Annotated in this window: 31 protein-coding genes and 1 pseudogene; all 32 read right to left on the reverse strand. The window is 42.8% G+C overall.

The annotated features are described in order from the left end of the window. Positions 1-19 precede the first annotated feature (19 nt). Positions 20-133, reverse strand: coding sequence for a 50S ribosomal protein L36 (gene rpmJ / locus CE058_RS19365; RefSeq protein WP_000868344.1), 114 nt, complete (start codon positions 131-133; stop codon positions 20-22). Positions 134-168: 35 nt separating this feature from the next. Then, a complete protein-coding gene (infA, locus tag CE058_RS19370; protein WP_009336604.1) occupies positions 169-387 on the reverse strand; it encodes a translation initiation factor IF-1 in 219 nt (72 codons plus the stop codon). Next, positions 344-702, reverse strand: a pseudogene (locus CE058_RS19375) (KOW domain-containing RNA-binding protein). Before CE058_RS19375 ends, infA begins: the two are co-directional and overlap by 44 nt. Positions 703-718: 16 nt before the next feature. Beyond that, complete coding sequence (map, locus tag CE058_RS19380; protein ID WP_048011512.1) at positions 719-1,465, reverse strand: type I methionyl aminopeptidase; 747 nt, start codon at positions 1,463-1,465, stop codon at positions 719-721. After that, positions 1,462-2,112 (reverse strand): adenylate kinase, encoded by a 651-nt coding sequence (locus CE058_RS19385; RefSeq protein WP_095245987.1) that lies wholly within the window; start codon positions 2,110-2,112, stop codon positions 1,462-1,464. Before CE058_RS19385 ends, map begins: the two co-directional genes overlap by 4 nt. Before the next feature lie 58 nt (positions 2,113-2,170). Then, complete coding sequence (gene secY / locus CE058_RS19390) at positions 2,171-3,466, reverse strand: preprotein translocase subunit SecY (RefSeq protein ID WP_035332282.1); 1,296 nt, start codon at positions 3,464-3,466, stop codon at positions 2,171-2,173. Continuing rightward, positions 3,466-3,906, reverse strand: coding sequence for a 50S ribosomal protein L15 (gene rplO, locus CE058_RS19395; protein WP_035332284.1), 441 nt, complete (start codon positions 3,904-3,906; stop codon positions 3,466-3,468). Before rplO ends, secY begins: the two co-directional genes overlap by 1 nt. Positions 3,907-3,938: 32 nt before the next feature. Beyond that, a complete protein-coding gene (gene rpmD, locus CE058_RS19400; RefSeq protein ID WP_009336598.1) occupies positions 3,939-4,121 on the reverse strand; it encodes a 50S ribosomal protein L30 in 183 nt (60 codons plus the stop codon). A 13-nt stretch (positions 4,122-4,134) separates the two neighbouring features. Next, positions 4,135-4,635, reverse strand: a complete 501-nt coding sequence (gene rpsE, locus CE058_RS19405; RefSeq protein WP_009336597.1) for a 30S ribosomal protein S5 — start codon at positions 4,633-4,635, stop codon at positions 4,135-4,137. A 24-nt stretch (positions 4,636-4,659) separates the two neighbouring features. Beyond that, positions 4,660-5,022: a 50S ribosomal protein L18 gene (gene rplR / locus CE058_RS19410; RefSeq protein ID WP_163144785.1), complete on the reverse strand. Its 363-nt coding sequence runs from the start codon at positions 5,020-5,022 to the stop codon at positions 4,660-4,662. A 32-nt stretch (positions 5,023-5,054) separates the two neighbouring features. After that, the gene (gene rplF, locus CE058_RS19415) at positions 5,055-5,591 is read right to left on the reverse strand and encodes a 50S ribosomal protein L6 (RefSeq protein ID WP_048011515.1); all 537 of its coding nucleotides are present in this window, start codon (positions 5,589-5,591) and stop codon (positions 5,055-5,057) included. Between the two features lie 31 nt (positions 5,592-5,622). Then, a complete protein-coding gene (gene rpsH / locus CE058_RS19420; protein ID WP_035332289.1) occupies positions 5,623-6,021 on the reverse strand; it encodes a 30S ribosomal protein S8 in 399 nt (132 codons plus the stop codon). 29 nt (positions 6,022-6,050) lie between these two features. Then, entirely contained in the window at positions 6,051-6,236 is a 186-nt protein-coding gene (gene rpsN / locus CE058_RS19425; protein ID WP_009336593.1) for a 30S ribosomal protein S14, read from the reverse strand. 25 nt (positions 6,237-6,261) lie between these two features. Continuing rightward, positions 6,262-6,801: a 50S ribosomal protein L5 gene (gene rplE, locus CE058_RS19430; RefSeq protein WP_135149729.1), complete on the reverse strand. Its 540-nt coding sequence runs from the start codon at positions 6,799-6,801 to the stop codon at positions 6,262-6,264. Positions 6,802-6,827: 26 nt separating this feature from the next. Continuing rightward, complete coding sequence (gene rplX / locus CE058_RS19435; protein WP_035332291.1) at positions 6,828-7,139, reverse strand: 50S ribosomal protein L24; 312 nt, start codon at positions 7,137-7,139, stop codon at positions 6,828-6,830. Positions 7,140-7,176: 37 nt separating this feature from the next. Continuing rightward, a complete protein-coding gene (gene rplN / locus CE058_RS19440; protein WP_009336590.1) occupies positions 7,177-7,545 on the reverse strand; it encodes a 50S ribosomal protein L14 in 369 nt (122 codons plus the stop codon). Positions 7,546-7,586: 41 nt separating this feature from the next. Beyond that, positions 7,587-7,850, reverse strand: a complete 264-nt coding sequence (gene rpsQ, locus CE058_RS19445) for a 30S ribosomal protein S17 (protein ID WP_009336589.1) — start codon at positions 7,848-7,850, stop codon at positions 7,587-7,589. Between the two features lie 21 nt (positions 7,851-7,871). Beyond that, on the reverse strand, positions 7,872-8,072 hold the full coding sequence (gene rpmC / locus CE058_RS19450) for a 50S ribosomal protein L29 (protein WP_009336588.1): 201 nt from the start codon (positions 8,070-8,072) through the stop codon (positions 7,872-7,874). Then, entirely contained in the window at positions 8,062-8,496 is a 435-nt protein-coding gene (gene rplP, locus CE058_RS19455; RefSeq protein ID WP_048011516.1) for a 50S ribosomal protein L16, read from the reverse strand. Before rplP ends, rpmC begins: the two co-directional genes overlap by 11 nt. 1 nt (position 8,497) lies before the next feature. Next, a complete protein-coding gene (gene rpsC, locus CE058_RS19460; protein ID WP_009336585.1) occupies positions 8,498-9,154 on the reverse strand; it encodes a 30S ribosomal protein S3 in 657 nt (218 codons plus the stop codon). A 3-nt stretch (positions 9,155-9,157) separates the two neighbouring features. After that, complete coding sequence (gene rplV / locus CE058_RS19465; RefSeq protein WP_009336582.1) at positions 9,158-9,499, reverse strand: 50S ribosomal protein L22; 342 nt, start codon at positions 9,497-9,499, stop codon at positions 9,158-9,160. A gap of 18 nt (positions 9,500-9,517) precedes the next feature. After that, the gene (gene rpsS, locus CE058_RS19470; protein WP_009336580.1) at positions 9,518-9,796 is read right to left on the reverse strand and encodes a 30S ribosomal protein S19; all 279 of its coding nucleotides are present in this window, start codon (positions 9,794-9,796) and stop codon (positions 9,518-9,520) included. 60 nt (positions 9,797-9,856) lie between these two features. Next, on the reverse strand, positions 9,857-10,687 hold the full coding sequence (rplB, locus tag CE058_RS19475; RefSeq protein ID WP_035332294.1) for a 50S ribosomal protein L2: 831 nt from the start codon (positions 10,685-10,687) through the stop codon (positions 9,857-9,859). 31 nt (positions 10,688-10,718) lie between these two features. Further along, the gene (gene rplW, locus CE058_RS19480) at positions 10,719-11,006 is read right to left on the reverse strand and encodes a 50S ribosomal protein L23 (RefSeq protein ID WP_179289093.1); all 288 of its coding nucleotides are present in this window, start codon (positions 11,004-11,006) and stop codon (positions 10,719-10,721) included. Continuing rightward, positions 11,003-11,626, reverse strand: a complete 624-nt coding sequence (gene rplD / locus CE058_RS19485) for a 50S ribosomal protein L4 (RefSeq protein WP_035332298.1) — start codon at positions 11,624-11,626, stop codon at positions 11,003-11,005. Before rplD ends, rplW begins: the two co-directional genes overlap by 4 nt. A 28-nt stretch (positions 11,627-11,654) precedes the next feature. Then, positions 11,655-12,281, reverse strand: a complete 627-nt coding sequence (gene rplC, locus CE058_RS19490) for a 50S ribosomal protein L3 (protein ID WP_035332300.1) — start codon at positions 12,279-12,281, stop codon at positions 11,655-11,657. Between the two features lie 40 nt (positions 12,282-12,321). After that, positions 12,322-12,630 (reverse strand): 30S ribosomal protein S10, encoded by a 309-nt coding sequence (gene rpsJ, locus CE058_RS19495; RefSeq protein WP_009336571.1) that lies wholly within the window; start codon positions 12,628-12,630, stop codon positions 12,322-12,324. A gap of 474 nt (positions 12,631-13,104) precedes the next feature. Next, positions 13,105-14,292 (reverse strand): elongation factor Tu, encoded by a 1,188-nt coding sequence (tuf, locus tag CE058_RS19500; RefSeq protein WP_009336569.1) that lies wholly within the window; start codon positions 14,290-14,292, stop codon positions 13,105-13,107. Positions 14,293-14,411: 119 nt separating this feature from the next. Further along, positions 14,412-16,490 carry an elongation factor G gene (fusA, locus tag CE058_RS19505; protein WP_035332301.1) on the reverse strand — a complete coding sequence of 693 codons (2,079 nt, stop codon included), beginning with the start codon at positions 16,488-16,490 and terminating at the stop codon, positions 14,412-14,414. A gap of 51 nt (positions 16,491-16,541) precedes the next feature. Beyond that, positions 16,542-17,012 carry a 30S ribosomal protein S7 gene (gene rpsG / locus CE058_RS19510; RefSeq protein WP_009336565.1) on the reverse strand — a complete coding sequence of 157 codons (471 nt, stop codon included), beginning with the start codon at positions 17,010-17,012 and terminating at the stop codon, positions 16,542-16,544. Between the two features lie 42 nt (positions 17,013-17,054). Then, positions 17,055-17,477, reverse strand: a complete 423-nt coding sequence (rpsL, locus tag CE058_RS19515; protein ID WP_009336562.1) for a 30S ribosomal protein S12 — start codon at positions 17,475-17,477, stop codon at positions 17,055-17,057. A 103-nt stretch (positions 17,478-17,580) separates the two neighbouring features. After that, positions 17,581-17,829, reverse strand: a complete 249-nt coding sequence (locus CE058_RS19520; RefSeq protein WP_163144786.1) for a 50S ribosomal protein L7ae-like protein — start codon at positions 17,827-17,829, stop codon at positions 17,581-17,583. Positions 17,830-17,936: the final 107 nt, after the last annotated feature.

Raw genomic sequence — 17,936 nt, forward strand, 5'->3', positions numbered from 1 at the left:
TAAGCGCACCTCCTTCGAATTAACCTTGTTTTTGTTTATGTTTAGGGTTTTCACAGATAACCATTACTTTTCCACGTCTGCGGATAACTTTACACTTTTCGCAGATTGGTTTAACTGATGGTCTTACTTTCATTATCCTAACCTCCTTAATAGTACGGAGTGCAATGATTATTTAAAACGATATGTGATTCTACCGCGTGTTAAATCATATGGAGATAGCTCAACTGTTACTTTATCTCCAGGTAAAATGCGGATGAAGTGCATGCGGATCTTACCGGATACATGAGCTAGCACTGTATGACCATTTTCTAATTCTACCTTAAACATTGCATTTGGCAAAGTATCAACAACTGTGCCTTCTATTTCGATTACATCGTCTTTCGCCATTGAACTTTATTCTCCCTTCTTCATGTCATATACGAATTCATTTACATACTTTGCAAGCGCAAAGCGCAACTTTCCGTTTGTTACACGGCCGGTCTCCTGGAGACTGGTCTGAACTTCTGGAGAGATATAATTAAGCAATTGCAGATGCTGAACGTTCTTTTTCTTCGGGCGGTCGAATTTCTTCCTGCCGCCGTCAGCAAGCATAACATACCTTTCATCCAACAACCTTATAATTATAGCATATTGACCAGCATCGCTTCCACTTTTGATCAAAACAATTTGACCATGCTGCGGATTCGCATCAGAACCAACCAATGGAATCACCTGCACCTTAGGCTTTTGTCAGTATTTCATAACCGGATTCAGTGATCGCTATTGTATGCTCATAATGTGCACACCTTTTACCGTCAACCGTTACAACTGTCCAGTTATCGGTTAAGGTTTTAACATAACGACTTCCTGCATTCACCATAGGTTCAATAGCAAGTACCATTCCCGGCTTTAAGCGCGGCCCTCTGTTAGGGGGTCCATAATGAGGAATTTGAGGATCCTCATGTAAGTCTTGCCCTACACCATGGCCGACATACTCGCGTACAATGGAAAAGCCATTAGATTCCGCATACGTTTGGATAGCATGGGAGATGTTCGACAAGCGCTCACCTGGTTTTGCTTCTTCAAGGCCCTTATATAATGATTCCTCTGTCACATCCATCAGACGCCCGGATTCCTCATCAATTTGGCCAACAGCATAAGTCCAGGCTGAGTCACCATGATAACCGTTATATTTAGCACCGATATCAATGCTGATTATATCACCGTCATTTAAAACTCGACCACCAGGAATGCCATGAACAAGTTCATCGTTAACTGAAGCACAGATGCTGCCGCGGAAACCATTGTACCCTTTGAATGATGGAATCGCATCGTGTTTACGGATAAACCGGTCAGCAATAACATCCAGTTCGCGGGTTGTGATTCCGGGTGCAATATGTTTTTTCAGTTCCTGATGTGTAAGTGCTACGATTCTGCCGGCCTCACGCATTATTTCAAGCTCACGCGGGGTTTTGCAAATGATCATTGTAAGCCCCCGAGCAATGCATCAAGATCAGAAAATACTTTATTAATATCCTGCTGACCATCAATATTGCGCAGATAACCTTTCGTTTCGTAGAAATCAAGCAACGGTTTGGTTTGTTTAATATTAACGTCAAGTCTATTCTGAACAGTCGCTTCATTATCATCAGCACGCTGATACAGCTCACCGCCGCAGCGATCACACACTCCGTCTTTCGCTGGCGGATTGAAAACTAAATGATAAGTTGCTCCGCAGTCTTTACAGATGCGGCGTCCAGTAAGACGTTCCATTAGAATACTCTGATCAACATCAATATTAATAACATAATTAATTTTCTTGTTCAAATCAGAAAGGATGTTTTCAAGGGCGTCTGCTTGGGCAACCGTTCTTGGGAAGCCATCCAGCAAAAAGCCTTTTTCGCAATCATCCTTGCTTAATCGTTCACGTACAATGCCGATTGTTACCTCATCAGGAACAAGCTCGCCTTTATCCATGAATGATTTTGCTTTAAGGCCTAGGTCCGTTTCGTCTTTAATAGCCGCACGGAACATATCTCCGGTAGAAATATGAGGGATGCCGTATTTTTGGACGATCTTCTCGGCTTGTGTACCTTTACCGGCACCAGGGAGCCCCATTAAAACTAAATTCACGTCAATTTCCCCCTAGTCTCTAAATGGTATAAGGGAACATGCGTCCCCTACAACCAAATTATTTAATGAAACCTTTATAATGACGTTTAACCAGCTGTGCTTCAAGCTGCTTCATCGTTTCCAGTGCAACACCGACAACGATCAGCAGGCTTGTGCCTCCAATTTGCGCAGATTCAGGCAATCCGGCGATATTGATGAAGAATACTGGCAGGATTGAAATCACTGTCAGGAATAGCGCACCAACAAAAGTTAAACGGTATAAGACGCGAGTCAAATATTCCTGCGTGTTATTTCCTGGACGGATGCCCGGGATATAACCGCCCTGCTTCTTCAGGTTTTCCGCAACTTGTTCCGGGTTCACCTGAATGAAAGCATAGAAATAAGTAAAAGCAATGATTAATGCACTATAGATGACCATTCCGATTGGAGACGTATAGTCAAATATTCTTTGAATCCACAGGGTAACATCATTCTGCTCAAAGAAACCGGCAATGGTTCTAGGCGTGATGATGAAAGAAATTGCAAAGATTACTGGTATTACACCAGCTGCATTAACTTTTAACGGAAGATGAGTTGATTGTCCGCCAGCAGAATTCTGTCCTGCTGTTACACGCTTAGCATATTGAATAGGAATCTTTCTTAATGCCTGTTGGATGAAGATCGTTCCTACAACAATAGCAATGACTGCGATTAGGATAAGCACAACTGTCACAATGCGAAGGAACAGCTGCTCTCCAGCATTTTCAAATTGCTGAGCGTAAATCTGGTTAACCGTTGAAGGAATCCCAGCTACGATACCAGCAAAGATAATGATGGAAATACCATTTCCTACACCTTTTGATGTAATCTGCTCACCAAGCCACATTAAAAACGCAGTTCCAGCAGTCAATACCACAGCAATCAATAGATAAGAGGTAATTCCCGGATTCTCAATCAGCATTCCGCCTGCTAGGTTATTAAACCCATAAGACATACCGAGAGCCTGGATAAAACCAAGCACGATAGTAAAGTAACGGGTAAACTGAGCTAACTTACGGCGTCCAACATCTCCCTGCTTTGACCATTCCGTAAACTTAGGAACAACATCCATCTGCAGAAGCTGCACAATGATGGATGCCGTAATGTACGGCATGATACCCATTGCAAGGATGGAGAAGTTTAGGAGCGCCCCGCCGCCGAATGTATTCAGAACACCGAATACATTAAGTTCATCCTGGGCTTTTAACAGATCTGCATTTACGCCCGGTACAGGGATAAATGTACCGATGCGAAATACAATCAGCATTAAAAGGGTGAAGATAATCTTTCGTCTTATATCACCCACACGCATAAAATTGGAGATTGTCTGAAACATTAAATCACCTCAGTTTGACCGCCGGCAGCTTCAATAGCTTCCTTTGCAGCAGAGGAGAATTTATGAGCTTTTACTGTAAGCTTTTTCTCAACTTTGCCTTTTGCAAGAATCTTGATTCCTGCTTTTTCGTTGCTAACTACACCAGTTTCGATAAGAAGCGCTGGAGTTACTTCAGCTCCATCTTCGAAACGGTTTAAAGCATCAAGGTTCACAATCGCGTACTCTTTACGGTTGATGTTAGTGAAACCGCGTTTAGGCAAGCGTTGGAATAAAGGTGTTTGACCACCCTCGAATCCAGGACGGACACCGCCGCCAGAACGAGCGTTTTGACCTTTATGACCCTTACCAGCAGTTTTACCATTACCGGAACCGATACCACGGCCTTTGCGTTTGCGTTCCCCACGAGAACCTTCTGCAGGCTTTAATTCATGAAGTTTCATGTTGGCACCTCCTTATTTGTAGAAGAATAGATTTATTTTTCTTTTACCACAACAAGGTGAGCAACTTTGTTGATCATTCCGCGGATAGCAGGATTATCTTGATGCTCAACTGTTTGGTGCATTTTGCGTAAGCCAAGAGCCTTAACTGTTTCGCGCTGGTCTTGCGGGCGACCAATCACGCTGCGAGTGAGGGTTACTTCTAGTTTATTCGCCATTTGATATCCCTCCTTATCCTAACAGTTCTTCTACTGATTTACCACGTAATTTCGCTACGTCCTCAGCACGTTTTAATTGAGTTAAACCGTTCAAAGTGGCGCGAACCATGTTGATTGGTGTGTTAGTACCTAAAGATTTAGATAAGATATCACCAACACCAGCTAATTCTAGAACCGCACGAACTGGACCTCCGGCGATTACTCCAGTACCTTCAGAAGCAGGCTTAAGAAGGATTTCTCCAGCACCGAAGTGACCGATTACCTGGTGAGGAATTGTAGTTCCAACCATAGGTACTTCGACTAAGTTTTTCTTAGCATCTTCAATAGCTTTGCGGATCGCTTCAGGTACTTCCTGTGCTTTACCTGTACCAAAGCCAACGTGACCGTTTTTGTCACCTACTACTACAAGAGCAGAGAAACGAAAACGACGTCCACCTTTAACAACCTTTGCTACACGATTAACCGTAACTACGCGCTCTTCAAGTTCAAGTTTGTTTGGATCAATACGACGCATCTTTTTGTGTCCCTCCTTTGTCTATTAAAATTCTAAACCATTTTCACGTGCTGCATCAGCTAGAGCTTGAACACGTCCATGATATAGATAGCCACCACGATCGAAAACGACAGCTTTAATGCCTTTTTCGACTGCGCGCTTTGCAACTAATTCTCCGACCTTAACTGCTGCATCAACGTTGCCAGTTGCATCAAGGTTCACTTCTTTATCTTGTGTAGAAGCACTTGCTACAGTAACTCCGTTTACATCATCAATAAGTTGAGCATAAATGTGCTTGTTTGAACGATACACATTTAAACGAGGACGAGCCGCAGTTCCAGAAAGTTTCGCACGCACACGAGCATGTCTTTTCTTACGAACTGCATTTTTATCAGCCTTCGTAATCATTTCGGTCACTCCTTTCGTTTACCTAAGCGGCATTACTTACCAGTTTTACCTTCTTTACGACGAACATATTCGCCTTCATAGCGGATACCTTTACCTTTGTAAGGCTCTGGAGGACGAACATCACGAATGTTGGCAGCCAATGCGCCAACACGCTCTTTGTTAGTACCTTTAACAATGATCTTAGTGTTAGATGGCACTTCAACCTCAATACCTTCTTCAGGCTCGATTTCAACAGGATGAGAGTAACCAACGTTTAAAACAAGCTTTTTGCCTTGTTTTTGAGCACGGTAACCGACACCGATAAGCTCCAGTCCTCTTTCGAATCCTTTTGACACACCCTCAACCATGTTAGCTAGAAGTGCGCGAGTTGTTCCGTGCAATGCGCGGTGTTCTTTCGCATCAGATGGACGGGAAACGTTGATTACGTTATCCTCCACCTTGATTTCGATATCCTGGTTGAATGAACGAGTTAGTTCACCTTTAGGACCCTTCACAGTAACAGTGTTATTGTCATTAGTAACAGTAACACCAGTTGGAATTTCGATTGGTTTTTTACCTATACGAGACATTTAATTGCACCTCCATTCATGAAAAACTCTATTACCAAACGTATGCTAATACTTCTCCGCCGACTTGTTTAGCGCGGGCTTCTTTATCAGTGATAACTCCTTGAGAAGTAGAAACTAGTGCGATTCCAAGACCGTTAAGTACGCGAGGTACTTCATCAGCCTTTGCGTATACACGAAGACCAGGCTTACTGATACGCTTAAGACCAGTGATAACGCGTTCGTTGTTTGAACCGTATTTTAGGAAAATGCGGATGATGCCTTGCTTGTTATCCTCGATAAGCTCAACATCACGTACAAAACCTTCACGCTTTAAGATCTCTGCAATTTCTTTCTTGATGTTAGAAGCAGGAACTTCTAATTTTTCGTGACGAACCATGTTCGCATTACGGATGCGAGTTAGCAAGTCTGCAATTGGATCTGTCATGACCATTGTTTTTACCTCCTTCCCATGCTTGGGGTTTACCAGCTAGCTTTTTTCACGCCAGGAATTTGTCCTTTATATGCTAATTCACGGAAACAAATACGACAAAGCTTAAATTTACGGTATACAGAATGTGGACGTCCGCAGCGTTCGCAGCGAGTGTACTCCTGTACCTTGTGTTTAGGCGTGCGTTTTTGTTTCGCAATCATTGACTTTTTAGCCACGTTTTCGCCTCCCTCTATTTAGCGATTACTTTTGGAATGGCATTCCAAATTGAGTTAAAAGTTCACGAGCTTCTTCATCAGTGTTAGCTGTAGTTACGATAACGATATCCATACCACGAACTTTGCTTACTTTATCGTAATCAATCTCAGGGAAGATCAACTGTTCTTTGACACCTAGAGTATAGTTACCACGGCCGTCAAATGACTTCTTAGAGATACCGCGGAAGTCACGTACACGTGGAAGAGATACAGATACTAACTTATCAAAGAACTCATACATGCGCTCTCCACGAAGAGTAACCTTCGCACCGATTGGCATACCTTCACGAAGACGGAAGCCAGCGATTGATTTCTTAGCGCGAGTGATAACCGGCTTTTGACCAGTGATCAAAGTTAATTCCTCAACAGCTTTATCTAGTGCTTTTGCGTTTTGAACAGCGTCACCAACACCCATGTTGATAACGATTTTTTCTAGCTTAGGTGTTTGCATAACTGATTTATAGTTAAACTTGCTCATTAGAGCAGGAGTAATTTCTTTTGAATGCTTTTCTTTTAGGCGGTTCATTCATTGTACCTCCCTTCTTCTTTGAACTATTTATCTAGAACTTCACCGGATTTTGTTGCAACACGTACTTTTTTGCCATCAACCGTTTTATAGCCTACACGAGTTGGTTCACCAGATTTAGGATCGACAGGCATAACGTTTGATACATGAACAGGTGCCTCTTGGCTGATGATTCCGCCTTGCGGGTTCATCTGAGAAGGCTTAGAGTGTTTCTTTACAATGTTAACTCCTTCAACAAGCACTCGGCTTTGTTTAGGGAACGCTGCAAGAATAACGCCCGTTTTGCCTTTATCCTTACCAGAGATGACCATAACTTTGTCACCTTTTTTCACATGCATCTGTGCGCACCTCCTTAAAGGCAATTTGATTTGTTATTTATAATACTTCTGGAGCTAAAGATACAATTTTCATGAAGTTGTTTTCACGTAGTTCACGGGCAACCGGTCCGAAGATACGAGTTCCGCGTGGTCCTTTGTCATCACGAATAATTACACATGCGTTTTCATCGAAACGAATGTAAGTACCGTCATTACGGCGTACACCGCTCTTAGTACGAACAACTACCGCTTTAACAACATCACCTTTTTTAACAACGCCACCTGGTGTTGCTTGTTTCACTGTACAAACGATAACATCACCGATGTTAGCAGTTTTGCGGCCAGAGCCACCAAGAACTTTGATTGTAAGTACTTCACGAGCACCAGAGTTGTCAGCAACTTTTAAACGTGATTCTTGTTGAATCATGTGTGTAACCTCCCTTCGGGATAAATCTCCCAACCGAACAATTAGATAATAACTGCTTTTTCAACTACTTCTACAAGACGGAAGCGTTTAGTCGCAGATAGTGGACGAGTTTCCATAATACGAACGATATCGCCAGTTTTTGCTTGGTTTTGCTCATCATGAGCCTTGAACTTTTTAGAGTACTTAACGCGTTTACCGTAAAGTGGATGCTTTTTGTAAGTTTCGACAAGAACCGTTACTGTCTTATCCATTTTGTCAGAAACGACGCGTCCAGTGTAAACTTTGCGTTGGTTGCGTTCACTCATTGTGCGAACCTCCTCTCAATATCACTTGCTAAAGCCGATTTCTCTTTCACGAATAACAGTTTTCATGCGGGCAATCGCTTTGCGTACTTCACGAATGCGAGCTGTGTTTTCAAGTTGTCCAGTCGCCAATTGAAAGCGAAGGTTGAAAAGCTCTTCTTTTAATGATTTTACTTTTTGTTCAATTTCGGCAGTGGTAAGGTCACGAATTTCATTAGCTTTCATTTGATTCACCACCAATTTCTTCTCGTTTTACAAACTTGCACTTAACTGGAAGTTTGTGTGCTGCAAGACGTAATGCTTCACGAGCGATCTCTTCAGATACACCAGCGATTTCGAACATTACTTTACCAGGCTTAACAACTGCTACCCATCCTTCAGGAGCACCTTTACCGGAACCCATGCGGACTTCAAGAGGCTTTGCAGTGTATGGTTTGTGTGGGAAAATTTGAATCCAAACTTTACCGCCACGTTTCATGTAACGAGTCATTGCAATACGTGCAGATTCAATTTGACGGTTAGTGATCCAAGAAGCTTCTAAAGCTTGAAGGCCATATTCACCGAAGTTTACTTCAGTTCCGCCCTTTGATTGACCACGCATTTTTCCGCGGTGTACACGACGATATTTTACGCGCTTTGGCAATAACATATTATTTGCCTCCTTCCCCAGTTTTCTTCTTCGTAGGAAGGACCTCTCCACGATAGATCCATACTTTTACGCCCAATTTACCGTAAGTTGTATCAGCTTCAGCTGTAGCATAATCGATATCAGCACGAAGAGTATGAAGTGGAACTGTTCCTTCGCTGTATGATTCTGAACGAGCGATATCAGCACCGCCTAAACGACCAGATACCATTGTTTTGATACCTTTAGCGCCAGCGCGCATTGCACGTTGAATAGTTTGTTTTTGAGCACGACGGAAAGATACGCGGTTTTCTAATTGACGAGCAATGTTTTCCGCAACCAATTTCGCATCGATATCTGCTCTTTTAATTTCAAGAATGTTGATGTGAACACGCTTGCCAGTTAATGAGTTAAGTGACTTGCGAAGTGCTTCAACCTCAGTACCACCTTTACCGATAACCATTCCTGGTTTCGCAGTGTGGATAGTGATGTTCAGGCGATTAGCAGCACGTTCGATTTCTACTTTAGAAACAGAAGCATCGCTTAAGCGCTTTGTGATGTACTCACGAACCTTAAGGTCTTCGTGTAAAAGATCAGCATAGTCTTTGCCTGCGTACCATTTTGACTCCCAATCACGGATGACACCGACACGCAAACCGACTGGATTTACTTTTTGACCCACTGATTATCCCTCCTTCTTTTCTGATAAAACGATAGTAATATGGCTAGTGCGCTTATTGATTTGGCTTGCACGGCCCATAGCGCGAGGACGGAAACGTTTTAAAGTTGGTCCTTCGTCTACGAATGCTTGAGCAACTACCAGGTTGTTAACGTCCATTTCGTAGTTGTGCTCAGCGTTAGCTAGTGCAGATTTTAAAACTTTCTCTACGATTGGAGAAGCAGCTTTAGGTGTAAGGTTTAAAATCGCTACTGCTTCGCCTACTTGCTTTCCTCGAATTAAATCTACGACTAAACGAGCTTTACGAGGAGCAATACGAACTGTTCTTGCAACAGCTTTAGCTTGCATTAGAATGCCCTCCTCTCATTAACGTCTTGTTTTCTTATCATCATTGCCATGGCCTTTGTACGCACGAGTTGGAGCGAATTCTCCAAGCTTGTGGCCTACCATGTCTTCAGTGATGTATACAGGCACATGTTTACGACCATCATAAACTGCGATTGTGTGTCCGATGAATTGTGGGAAGATCGTAGAACGGCGAGACCAAGTTTTAGTAACTTGCTTGCTTTCTGTTTCATTAAGCTTTTCGATCTTTGTCATTAAATGTTCATCAACAAAAGGTCCTTTTTTTAAGCTGCGACCCATGATTGAACCTCCCTTCGTGATTGCTCTACGGTTCTTAGTTGGAACCGTAGTACAATCCCGTTATTTTTTACGACGACGTACGATAAATTTGTCTGATTTGTTGTTCTTCTTGCGTGTCTTGTAACCAAGTGTTGGTTTGCCCCAAGGAGTCATTGGAGACTTACGTCCGATTGGCGCACGTCCTTCACCACCACCGTGTGGGTGATCGTTAGGGTTCATTACAGATCCACGTACAGTTGGGCGCTTGCCTAACCAGCGTGAACGACCTGCTTTACCAATGTTAATAAGCTCGTGCTGCTCGTTTCCGACTTGACCAACAGTCGCACGGCACTCAGCAAGAATCATGCGAACTTCACCAGAGTTTAAACGAACTAATACGTACTTGCCTTCTTTACCAAGAACTTGTGCAGAAGTACCAGCAGAACGTACTAATTGTCCGCCTTTACCAGGTTTTAATTCGATGTTGTGGATTACTGTACCCACTGGAATGTTAGCTAGTGGAAGTGCATTACCCACTTTGATATCTGCTTCAGGACCAGACATTACTTCCATGCCCACCTGTAAGTTCTTAGGTGCAAGGATGTAACGCTTTTCTCCATCTACATAGTTAATTAGTGCAATATTTGCAGAGCGGTTTGGATCATACTCGATTGTGGCAACGCGTCCTGGAATGCCATCTTTGGTACGTTTAAAATCGATGATACGATATTGACGTTTATGACCGCCGCCTTGATGACGAACTGTCAACTTACCTTGGTTGTTACGGCCGCCTTTTCTCTTTAAAGGAGCAAGTAAAGACTTTTCTGGTTGGTTAGTCGTGATTTCTGCGAAATCAGAAACCGTCATGCCGCGACGACCATTAGAGGTAGGTTTATACTTTTTAATCGCCATTTCGTTTCCCTCCTCTTCTAGTTATAGTGAATTAAGCTTCAAATAGCTCGATTTCTTGGCTTTCAGCTGTTAATTTAACGATCGCTTTACGGCGTTTGTTAGTGTATCCGCCGAATTTGCCCATACGCTTGAACTTACCTTTGTAGTTCATGATGTTAACTTTCTCAACTTTAACGCCAAAGATTTGCTCTACAGCGTCTTTAACTTGAGTCTTGTTAGCTCGTACGTCAACTTCGAACGTATATTTTTTATCAGCCATAATGTCAGTAGAACGTTCAGTGATTACGGGGCGCTTAATGATATCGCGTGCATCCATTATGCAAGCACCTCCTCTACTTTTTCAACCGCTGCTTTCGTCATGATAAGCTTATCATGGTTTAAAACATCTAAAACAGTGATTCCAGAAGCAGACACAACTGTTACACCAGGGATGTTACGAGCAGATAGTGCTACGTTCTCATCTAGGTCAGCAGTTACGATAAGTGCTTTTGAATCAACAGAAAGACCAGTTAATACACCTTTAAAGTCTTTAGTTTTAGGAGCTTCGAAAGCAAGGCCTTCTAATACTAGGATGTTTTCTTCTAATACTTTAGAAGATAACGCAGATTTGATTGCCAGACGGCGAACCTTTTTAGGCAGTTTGTAGCTGTAGCTGCGTGGTACAGGACCAAATACAGTACCGCCTCCGCGCCATTGTGGTGAACGGATAGAACCTTGACGTGCACGGCCTGTGCCTTTTTGGCGCCATGGCTTACGTCCTCCGCCCGCTACTTCAGAACGAATTTTAGTTTTATGAGTCCCTTGACGTAATGAAGCTCTTTGCATAACAACAGCTTCGAAAAGTACGTGCTGGTTGGGCTCGATACCAAAGATCGCATCATTAAGTTCGATATCACCAACTTTAGATCCGCTTTGGTTAAACAATGCTACTTTCGGCATTCTGTTTTCCTCCTTTCCGGTTTAATTATTATGCTTTTACCGCACTTTTGATTTTTACTAATGCTTTTCTGGCACCAGGTACATTACCTTTGATCAAAAGAAGGTTGCGTTCAACATCAACTTTAACGATTTCAAGGTTTTGTACAGTCACTTGCTCTCCGCCCATGCGACCAGGTAATAATTTACCTTTGAATACACGGTTTGGAGCTACAGGACCCATTGAACCAGGGCGACGGTGGTAACGAGAACCGTGAGCCATAGGCCCGCGAGATTGTCCGTGGCGCTTGATCGCACCCTGGAAACCTTTACCTTTTGAAATTCCTGTTACATCAACAGTATCGCCTTCTGCGAAAATATCAACTTTGACTTCTTGACCAACTTCATATTGTCCTAAATCAGCTCCGCGGAATTCGCGTACGAAGCGCTTAGGAGCAGTGTTTGCTTTAGCAACATGCCCTTTTTCAGGTTTGTTGGACAACTTGTCGCGCTTGTCTTCGAATCCAATCTGGATTGCTTCATATCCATCAGTTTCAACTGATTTCTTTTGAAGAACAACGTTAGCAGCTGCCTCAACTACTGTTACCGGGATAAGATCACCGTTTTCAGCAAATACTTGAGTCATACCAATCTTTCTTCCTAAGATTCCTTTGGTCATTTCAGTCACACCTCCTAAGTTTCTTATGATTATTTATTGATTAAAGTTTGATTTCGATATCTACACCAGACGGTAAGTCTAAACGCATTAGAGAATCAACCGTTTGTGGTGTTGGGTTAACGATGTCGATTAGACGTTTATGCGTACGCATTTCGAACTGCTCACGAGAGTCTTTGTACTTGTGAACCGCACGTAGGATTGTGTAAATAGACTTTTCAGTTGGTAATGGAATCGGACCAGAAACAGCCGCACCAGAACGTTTTGCAGTCTCAACAATCTTTTCTGCTGATTGATCAAGAATTCTGTGATCATACGCTTTTAAACGAATACGAATTTTTTGTTTTGCCATTATTTTCCCTCCTTTTCGCCTATTTTAATATAGACATTCTCCGTGAAAATTTCCCACACACTCGCCATGGCAAAGCGGCCGGGTGTGTCAGCAACCTTTCACATCATCGCAGTCAAAGACCAACATTGTCTATTATACAGAAACAATAAATGAAATGCAACATGTATATGTTATTTCTTTTTGTTCCGCACACTTTTACTATTATAACTGCTGTGTATTCAGTTTTCAATAGTATAGGAAGAAGTCTAACTATTTGCACTGTGAGTAATTGAATAGAAAAATATAGTGGTGATTATATATAGAAGAAAAGCGGTTTTGATCGGGGGTCTAACAGAGGAATAATCCCTTTCCGGCCATTGCAAGCAGGAACGCAAGAAATATTATTGAAATTGAAACGAGCTCTTATATTCCATTCGTCTTTTTACAAATAAAAAAACAGATGGGTCGTCACCCATCTGTTTTTATTAGTTGAGATTACTCTTGGATTGTAGCAACTACGCCAGCGCCAACAGTACGTCCACCCTCACGGATAGAGAACTTAGTACCTTCTTCGATAGCGATTGGAGCGATTAGTTCTACTGTCATTTCGATGTTATCTCCAGGCATAACCATTTCTACGCCTTCAGGAAGATTACAGATACCAGTTACATCAGTTGTACGGAAGTAGAACTGAGGACGGTAGTTAGTGAAGAATGGAGTATGACGTCCACCTTCTTCTTTTGAAAGAACGTATACTTCAGCTTTGAACTTAGTGTGTGGAGTGATTGAACCTGGCTTAGCAAGTACTTGTCCACGTTGGATATCTTCACGTGCAACACCACGAAGAAGGGCACCAATGTTGTCTCCAGCTTCAGCATAGTCAAGAAGCTTACGGAACATTTCTACACCAGTTACAGTAGTTGATTTTGGCTCTTCAGCAAGACCGATGATTTCGATAACGTCACCGACTTTAACTTGTCCACGCTCAACACGTCCTGTAGCAACAGTACCACGGCCAGTGATTGAGAATACATCCTCAACAGGCATCATGAAAGGCTTGTCAGTGTCACGAGTTGGAGTTGGGATGTACTCGTCAACAGCTGCCATAAGTTCTTCGATTTTAGCTTCCCACTCAGCTTCTCCTTCAAGAGCTTTAAGAGCAGAACCTTTGATTACAGGAATGTCATCACCAGGGAATTCGTACTCAGAAAGAAGGTCACGAACTTCCATTTCTACTAATTCAAGTAGTTCTTCATCGTCAACCATGTCACACTTGTTCATGAATACAACAAGGAAAGGAACACCAACCTGACGAGAAAGAAGGATGTGCTCACGAGTTTGTGGCATTGGGCCGTCAGCAGCAGAAACAACTAGGATTCCGCCGTCCATTTGCGCAGCACCAGTGATCATGTTTTTAACATAGTCAGCGTGACCTGGGCAGTCAACGTGTGCATAGTGACGGTTTTCAGTTTCGTACTCAACGTGTGCAGTTGAGATTGTGATTCCACGCTCGCGCTCTTCTGGAGCCGCGTCGATTTGATCGTATCCGCGTGCTTCACCGCCGCCCTTTTTAGAAAGAACAGTTGTGATAGCTGCAGTTAAAGTAGTTTTACCATGGTCAACGTGTCCGATAGTACCGATGTTAACATGGGGTTTTGAACGGTCAAATTTAGCTTTTGCCATTTGAAAAATCCTCCTTCAGAATATAAAAGTTAAGTATTTGATGCTGTGGAGAGGTTGCCCTTTCCACAGCGCTTATAGCCTACAATAGTAGTTATACTTTATTGAAAAGGTAAAATCAATTATTCACCTTTATTTTTTTTGATGATTTCTTCAGAAATTGATTTTGGTACTTCTTCATAGTGGTCGAAGTGCATTGAGAATGTACCGCGTCCCTGCGTGTTAGAACGCAATGAAGTTGCATATCCAAACATTTCTGATAGTGGAACCATCGCACGAACTACTTGTGCGTTACCGCGAGCTTCCATACCTTCAACGCGTCCACGGCGTGAAGTTACATCACCCATGATGTCTCCCATGTATTCTTCAGGGATTACGACTTCAACTTTCATAACCGGCTCAAGAATTACAGGGTTACATTTTGACGCAGCGTTTTTAAGTGCCATAGATGCAGCAATCTTAAACGCCATTTCAGAGGAGTCAACATCATGGTAAGAACCGTCAAATAAACGGGCTTTGATGTCAACCATTGGGAATCCGGCAAGTACTCCTCTTTCCAGCGAATCTTCAAGACCCGCTTGAACAGCTGGGATGTATTCACGAGGAACGACACCACCAACGATTCCGTTTTCGAATTCGAAGCCTTTACCTTCTTCATTAGGACTGAATTCGATCCAAACGTGACCGAATTGTCCGCGTCCACCGGATTGACGTGCGAATTTACCTTCAACCTGAGCTGAACCACGGAAAGTTTCACGGTATGCAACCTGAGGAGCACCTACGTTAGCTTCCACTTTAAATTCACGTCTCATACGGTCAACAAGGATATCAAGGTGAAGCTCACCCATACCCGCGATGATAACCTGTCCAGTTTCCTGGTCAGTATGAGCGCGGAATGTAGGATCTTCTTCTTGAAGTTTTTGAAGAGCAGTTGTCATCTTATCTTGGTCAGCCTTTGATTTAGGCTCGATAGATAATGAGATAACCGGCTCTGGGAATTCCATAGACTCAAGAATAACAAGACTCTTTTCATCACATAGAGTATCCCCTGTAGTAGTGTCTTTAAGACCTACAGCAGCTGCGATATCTCCAGCGTGTACTACTGAGATCTCTTCACGGGAATTCGCATGCATTTGCAGGATACGTCCTACACGCTCACGCTTTCCTTTAGTAGAGTTCTGTACATATGAACCGGAGTTTAATGTACCGGAATACACACGGAAGAATGTAAGTTTACCAACGTAAGGGTCGGTCATAACTTTAAATGCAAGTGCTGAGAATGGCGCATCATCGCTTGAAGGACGAGTAACCTCTTCTTCAGTATCCGGTGTTGTACCTTTAATAGAAGGTACATCAAGTGGAGATGGAAGGTAGTCGATTACTGCATCAAGCATTTTTTGAACACCTTTGTTTTTGAACGCAGAACCACAGATTACTGGGTAGAATTCAACGTTTACTGTACCTTTACGAATAGCAGCTTTTAGCTCTTCGTTAGTGATTTCTTCACCGCCAAGGTATTTCTCCATTAATTCTTCATCAAGTTCAGCTACCGCTTCAATTAGCTTTTCACGGTATTCTTCTGCTTGATCTACGTATTCAGCTGGAATTTCACGGTCTTCGATATCAGTACCCAAATCGTTTCCGTAGAATGTAGCTTTCATTTCAATTAAATCGATGATGCCTTCGAATTGATCTTCAGCACCAATTGGTAATTGAATTGCAGCTGCATTCGCTTGAAGACGATCATGAAGAGTCTTCAATGAGTACAAGAAGTCTGCACCGATTTTATCCATTTTGTTTACGAATACCACACGTGGTACTCCGTAAGTAGTAGCCTGACGCCAAACTGTTTCAGTTTGCGGCTCAACACCTGACTGTGCGTCAAGTACAGCTACCGCACCATCAAGAACACGAAGTGAACGTTCAACTTCAACTGTGAAGTCTACGTGTCCAGGAGTGTCAATGATGTTAACGCGGTGGCCTTTCCACTGTGCAGTTGTTGCAGCAGAAGTGATTGTGATTCCACGCTCTTGCTCCTGCTCCATCCAGTCCATCTGTGAAGCACCTTCGTGCGTTTCACCGATTTTATGGATACGGCCAGTGTAGTAAAGTACACGCTCAGTAGTTGTTGTTTTACCGGCATCGATGTGAGCCATGATACCGATATTACGAGTATTTTCTAAGGAGAACTCTCTAGCCATTGGGTCTTTCTCCTTCCTAGTATGAGTGTTATTTTAGTTAAGCAGTATATCTTACCAGCGGTAGTGAGCAAACGCTTTGTTTGCTTCTGCCATTTTGTGTGTATCTTCACGTTTCTTAACAGATGCACCAGTGTTGTTAGCTGCATCAAGGATTTCGTTAGCTAAACGCTCTTCCATAGTCTTTTCACCGCGAAGACGCGCATAGTTTACTAACCAGCGAAGACCAAGAGTTGTACGGCGGTCAGGACGCACCTCAACTGGTACCTGATAGTTTGCACCACCTACACGGCGTGCTCTAACTTCAAGTACAGGCATGATGTTTTTAAGCGCCTGATCGAAAACTTCCATTGGTTCTTTGCCAGTGCGCTCGCTGATGATATCGAACGCAGAGTAAAGAATTGCTTGAGATTTACCTCTCTTACCATCGATCATCATTTTGTTGATCAGACGGCTAACTAGCTTTGAGTTGTAAATCGGATCCGGCAATACGTCTCTTTTTGCTACAGGACCTTTACGTGGCATGGATTGTTCCTCCTTTCAAAGATGGTTGTCTATTAATTAGAATTATTTTTTAGCTGCTTTTGGACGCTTAGCACCGTATTTAGAACGGCCTTGCATACGGTTGTTAACACCAGCAGTATCTAAAGCGCCGCGCACGATGTGGTAACGCACACCCGGTAAGTCTTTTACACGTCCTCCACGGATAAGAACAACACTGTGCTCTTGAAGGTTGTGCCCGATACCAGGGATGTAAGCATTAACCTCGATACCATTTGTTAAACGAACACGAGCATATTTACGTAATGCAGAGTTCGGTTTCTTTGGAGTCATTGTACCAACACGAGTACAAACACCACGCTTTTGAGGTGAAGCTACATTTGTTTGAGCCTTCTTGAAGCTGTTGTAGCCTTTGTTAAGAGCAGGTGAGTTTGACTTCTCAGACTTAGTTTGACGAGGCTTGCGCACTAATTGATTAATAGTAGGCATTTGATTTTTCCTCCCTTCGAATTTGTTTAAGCCCACACATCCAGGTGGTTCATTTTGTTGCAAAAACAAAGTTCTTGCAGATACCAATCTACAAAAACAGTTTTTAAATAGATATGGCAACAGCTGCTGCCCCAACTTCGATTCCACATGCCTTTCCGAGTTTTTTCATCGAATCGACATACACAATCGGAACGTTCATCTCTTTCGCTGTACTAACCACTTTTGCTGTAACCCTAGGATCAGCATCACTGGCGACTACGATTTCATCGATTGTTCCCAGTTTAAGAGCTTTGACTGTTTGCTTTGTTCCTACAATAATACTTTTTGCCTGCAATACTTTATCATAAGACATTTACGACATCCTCCAAAGTATCCGGTGAATAGGAGCACCTTTGCTATAGTAACACCTTCATATTTCAATGTCAACAAGCAAAATGATTTTTATTTCTTTTATTCACT

It is taken from the genome of Bacillus sp. 22-7, assembly GCF_010628845.1.
In the GTDB taxonomy this organism is placed as follows: Bacteria; Bacillota; Bacilli; order Bacillales; family Cytobacillaceae; genus Cytobacillus; species Cytobacillus firmus_B.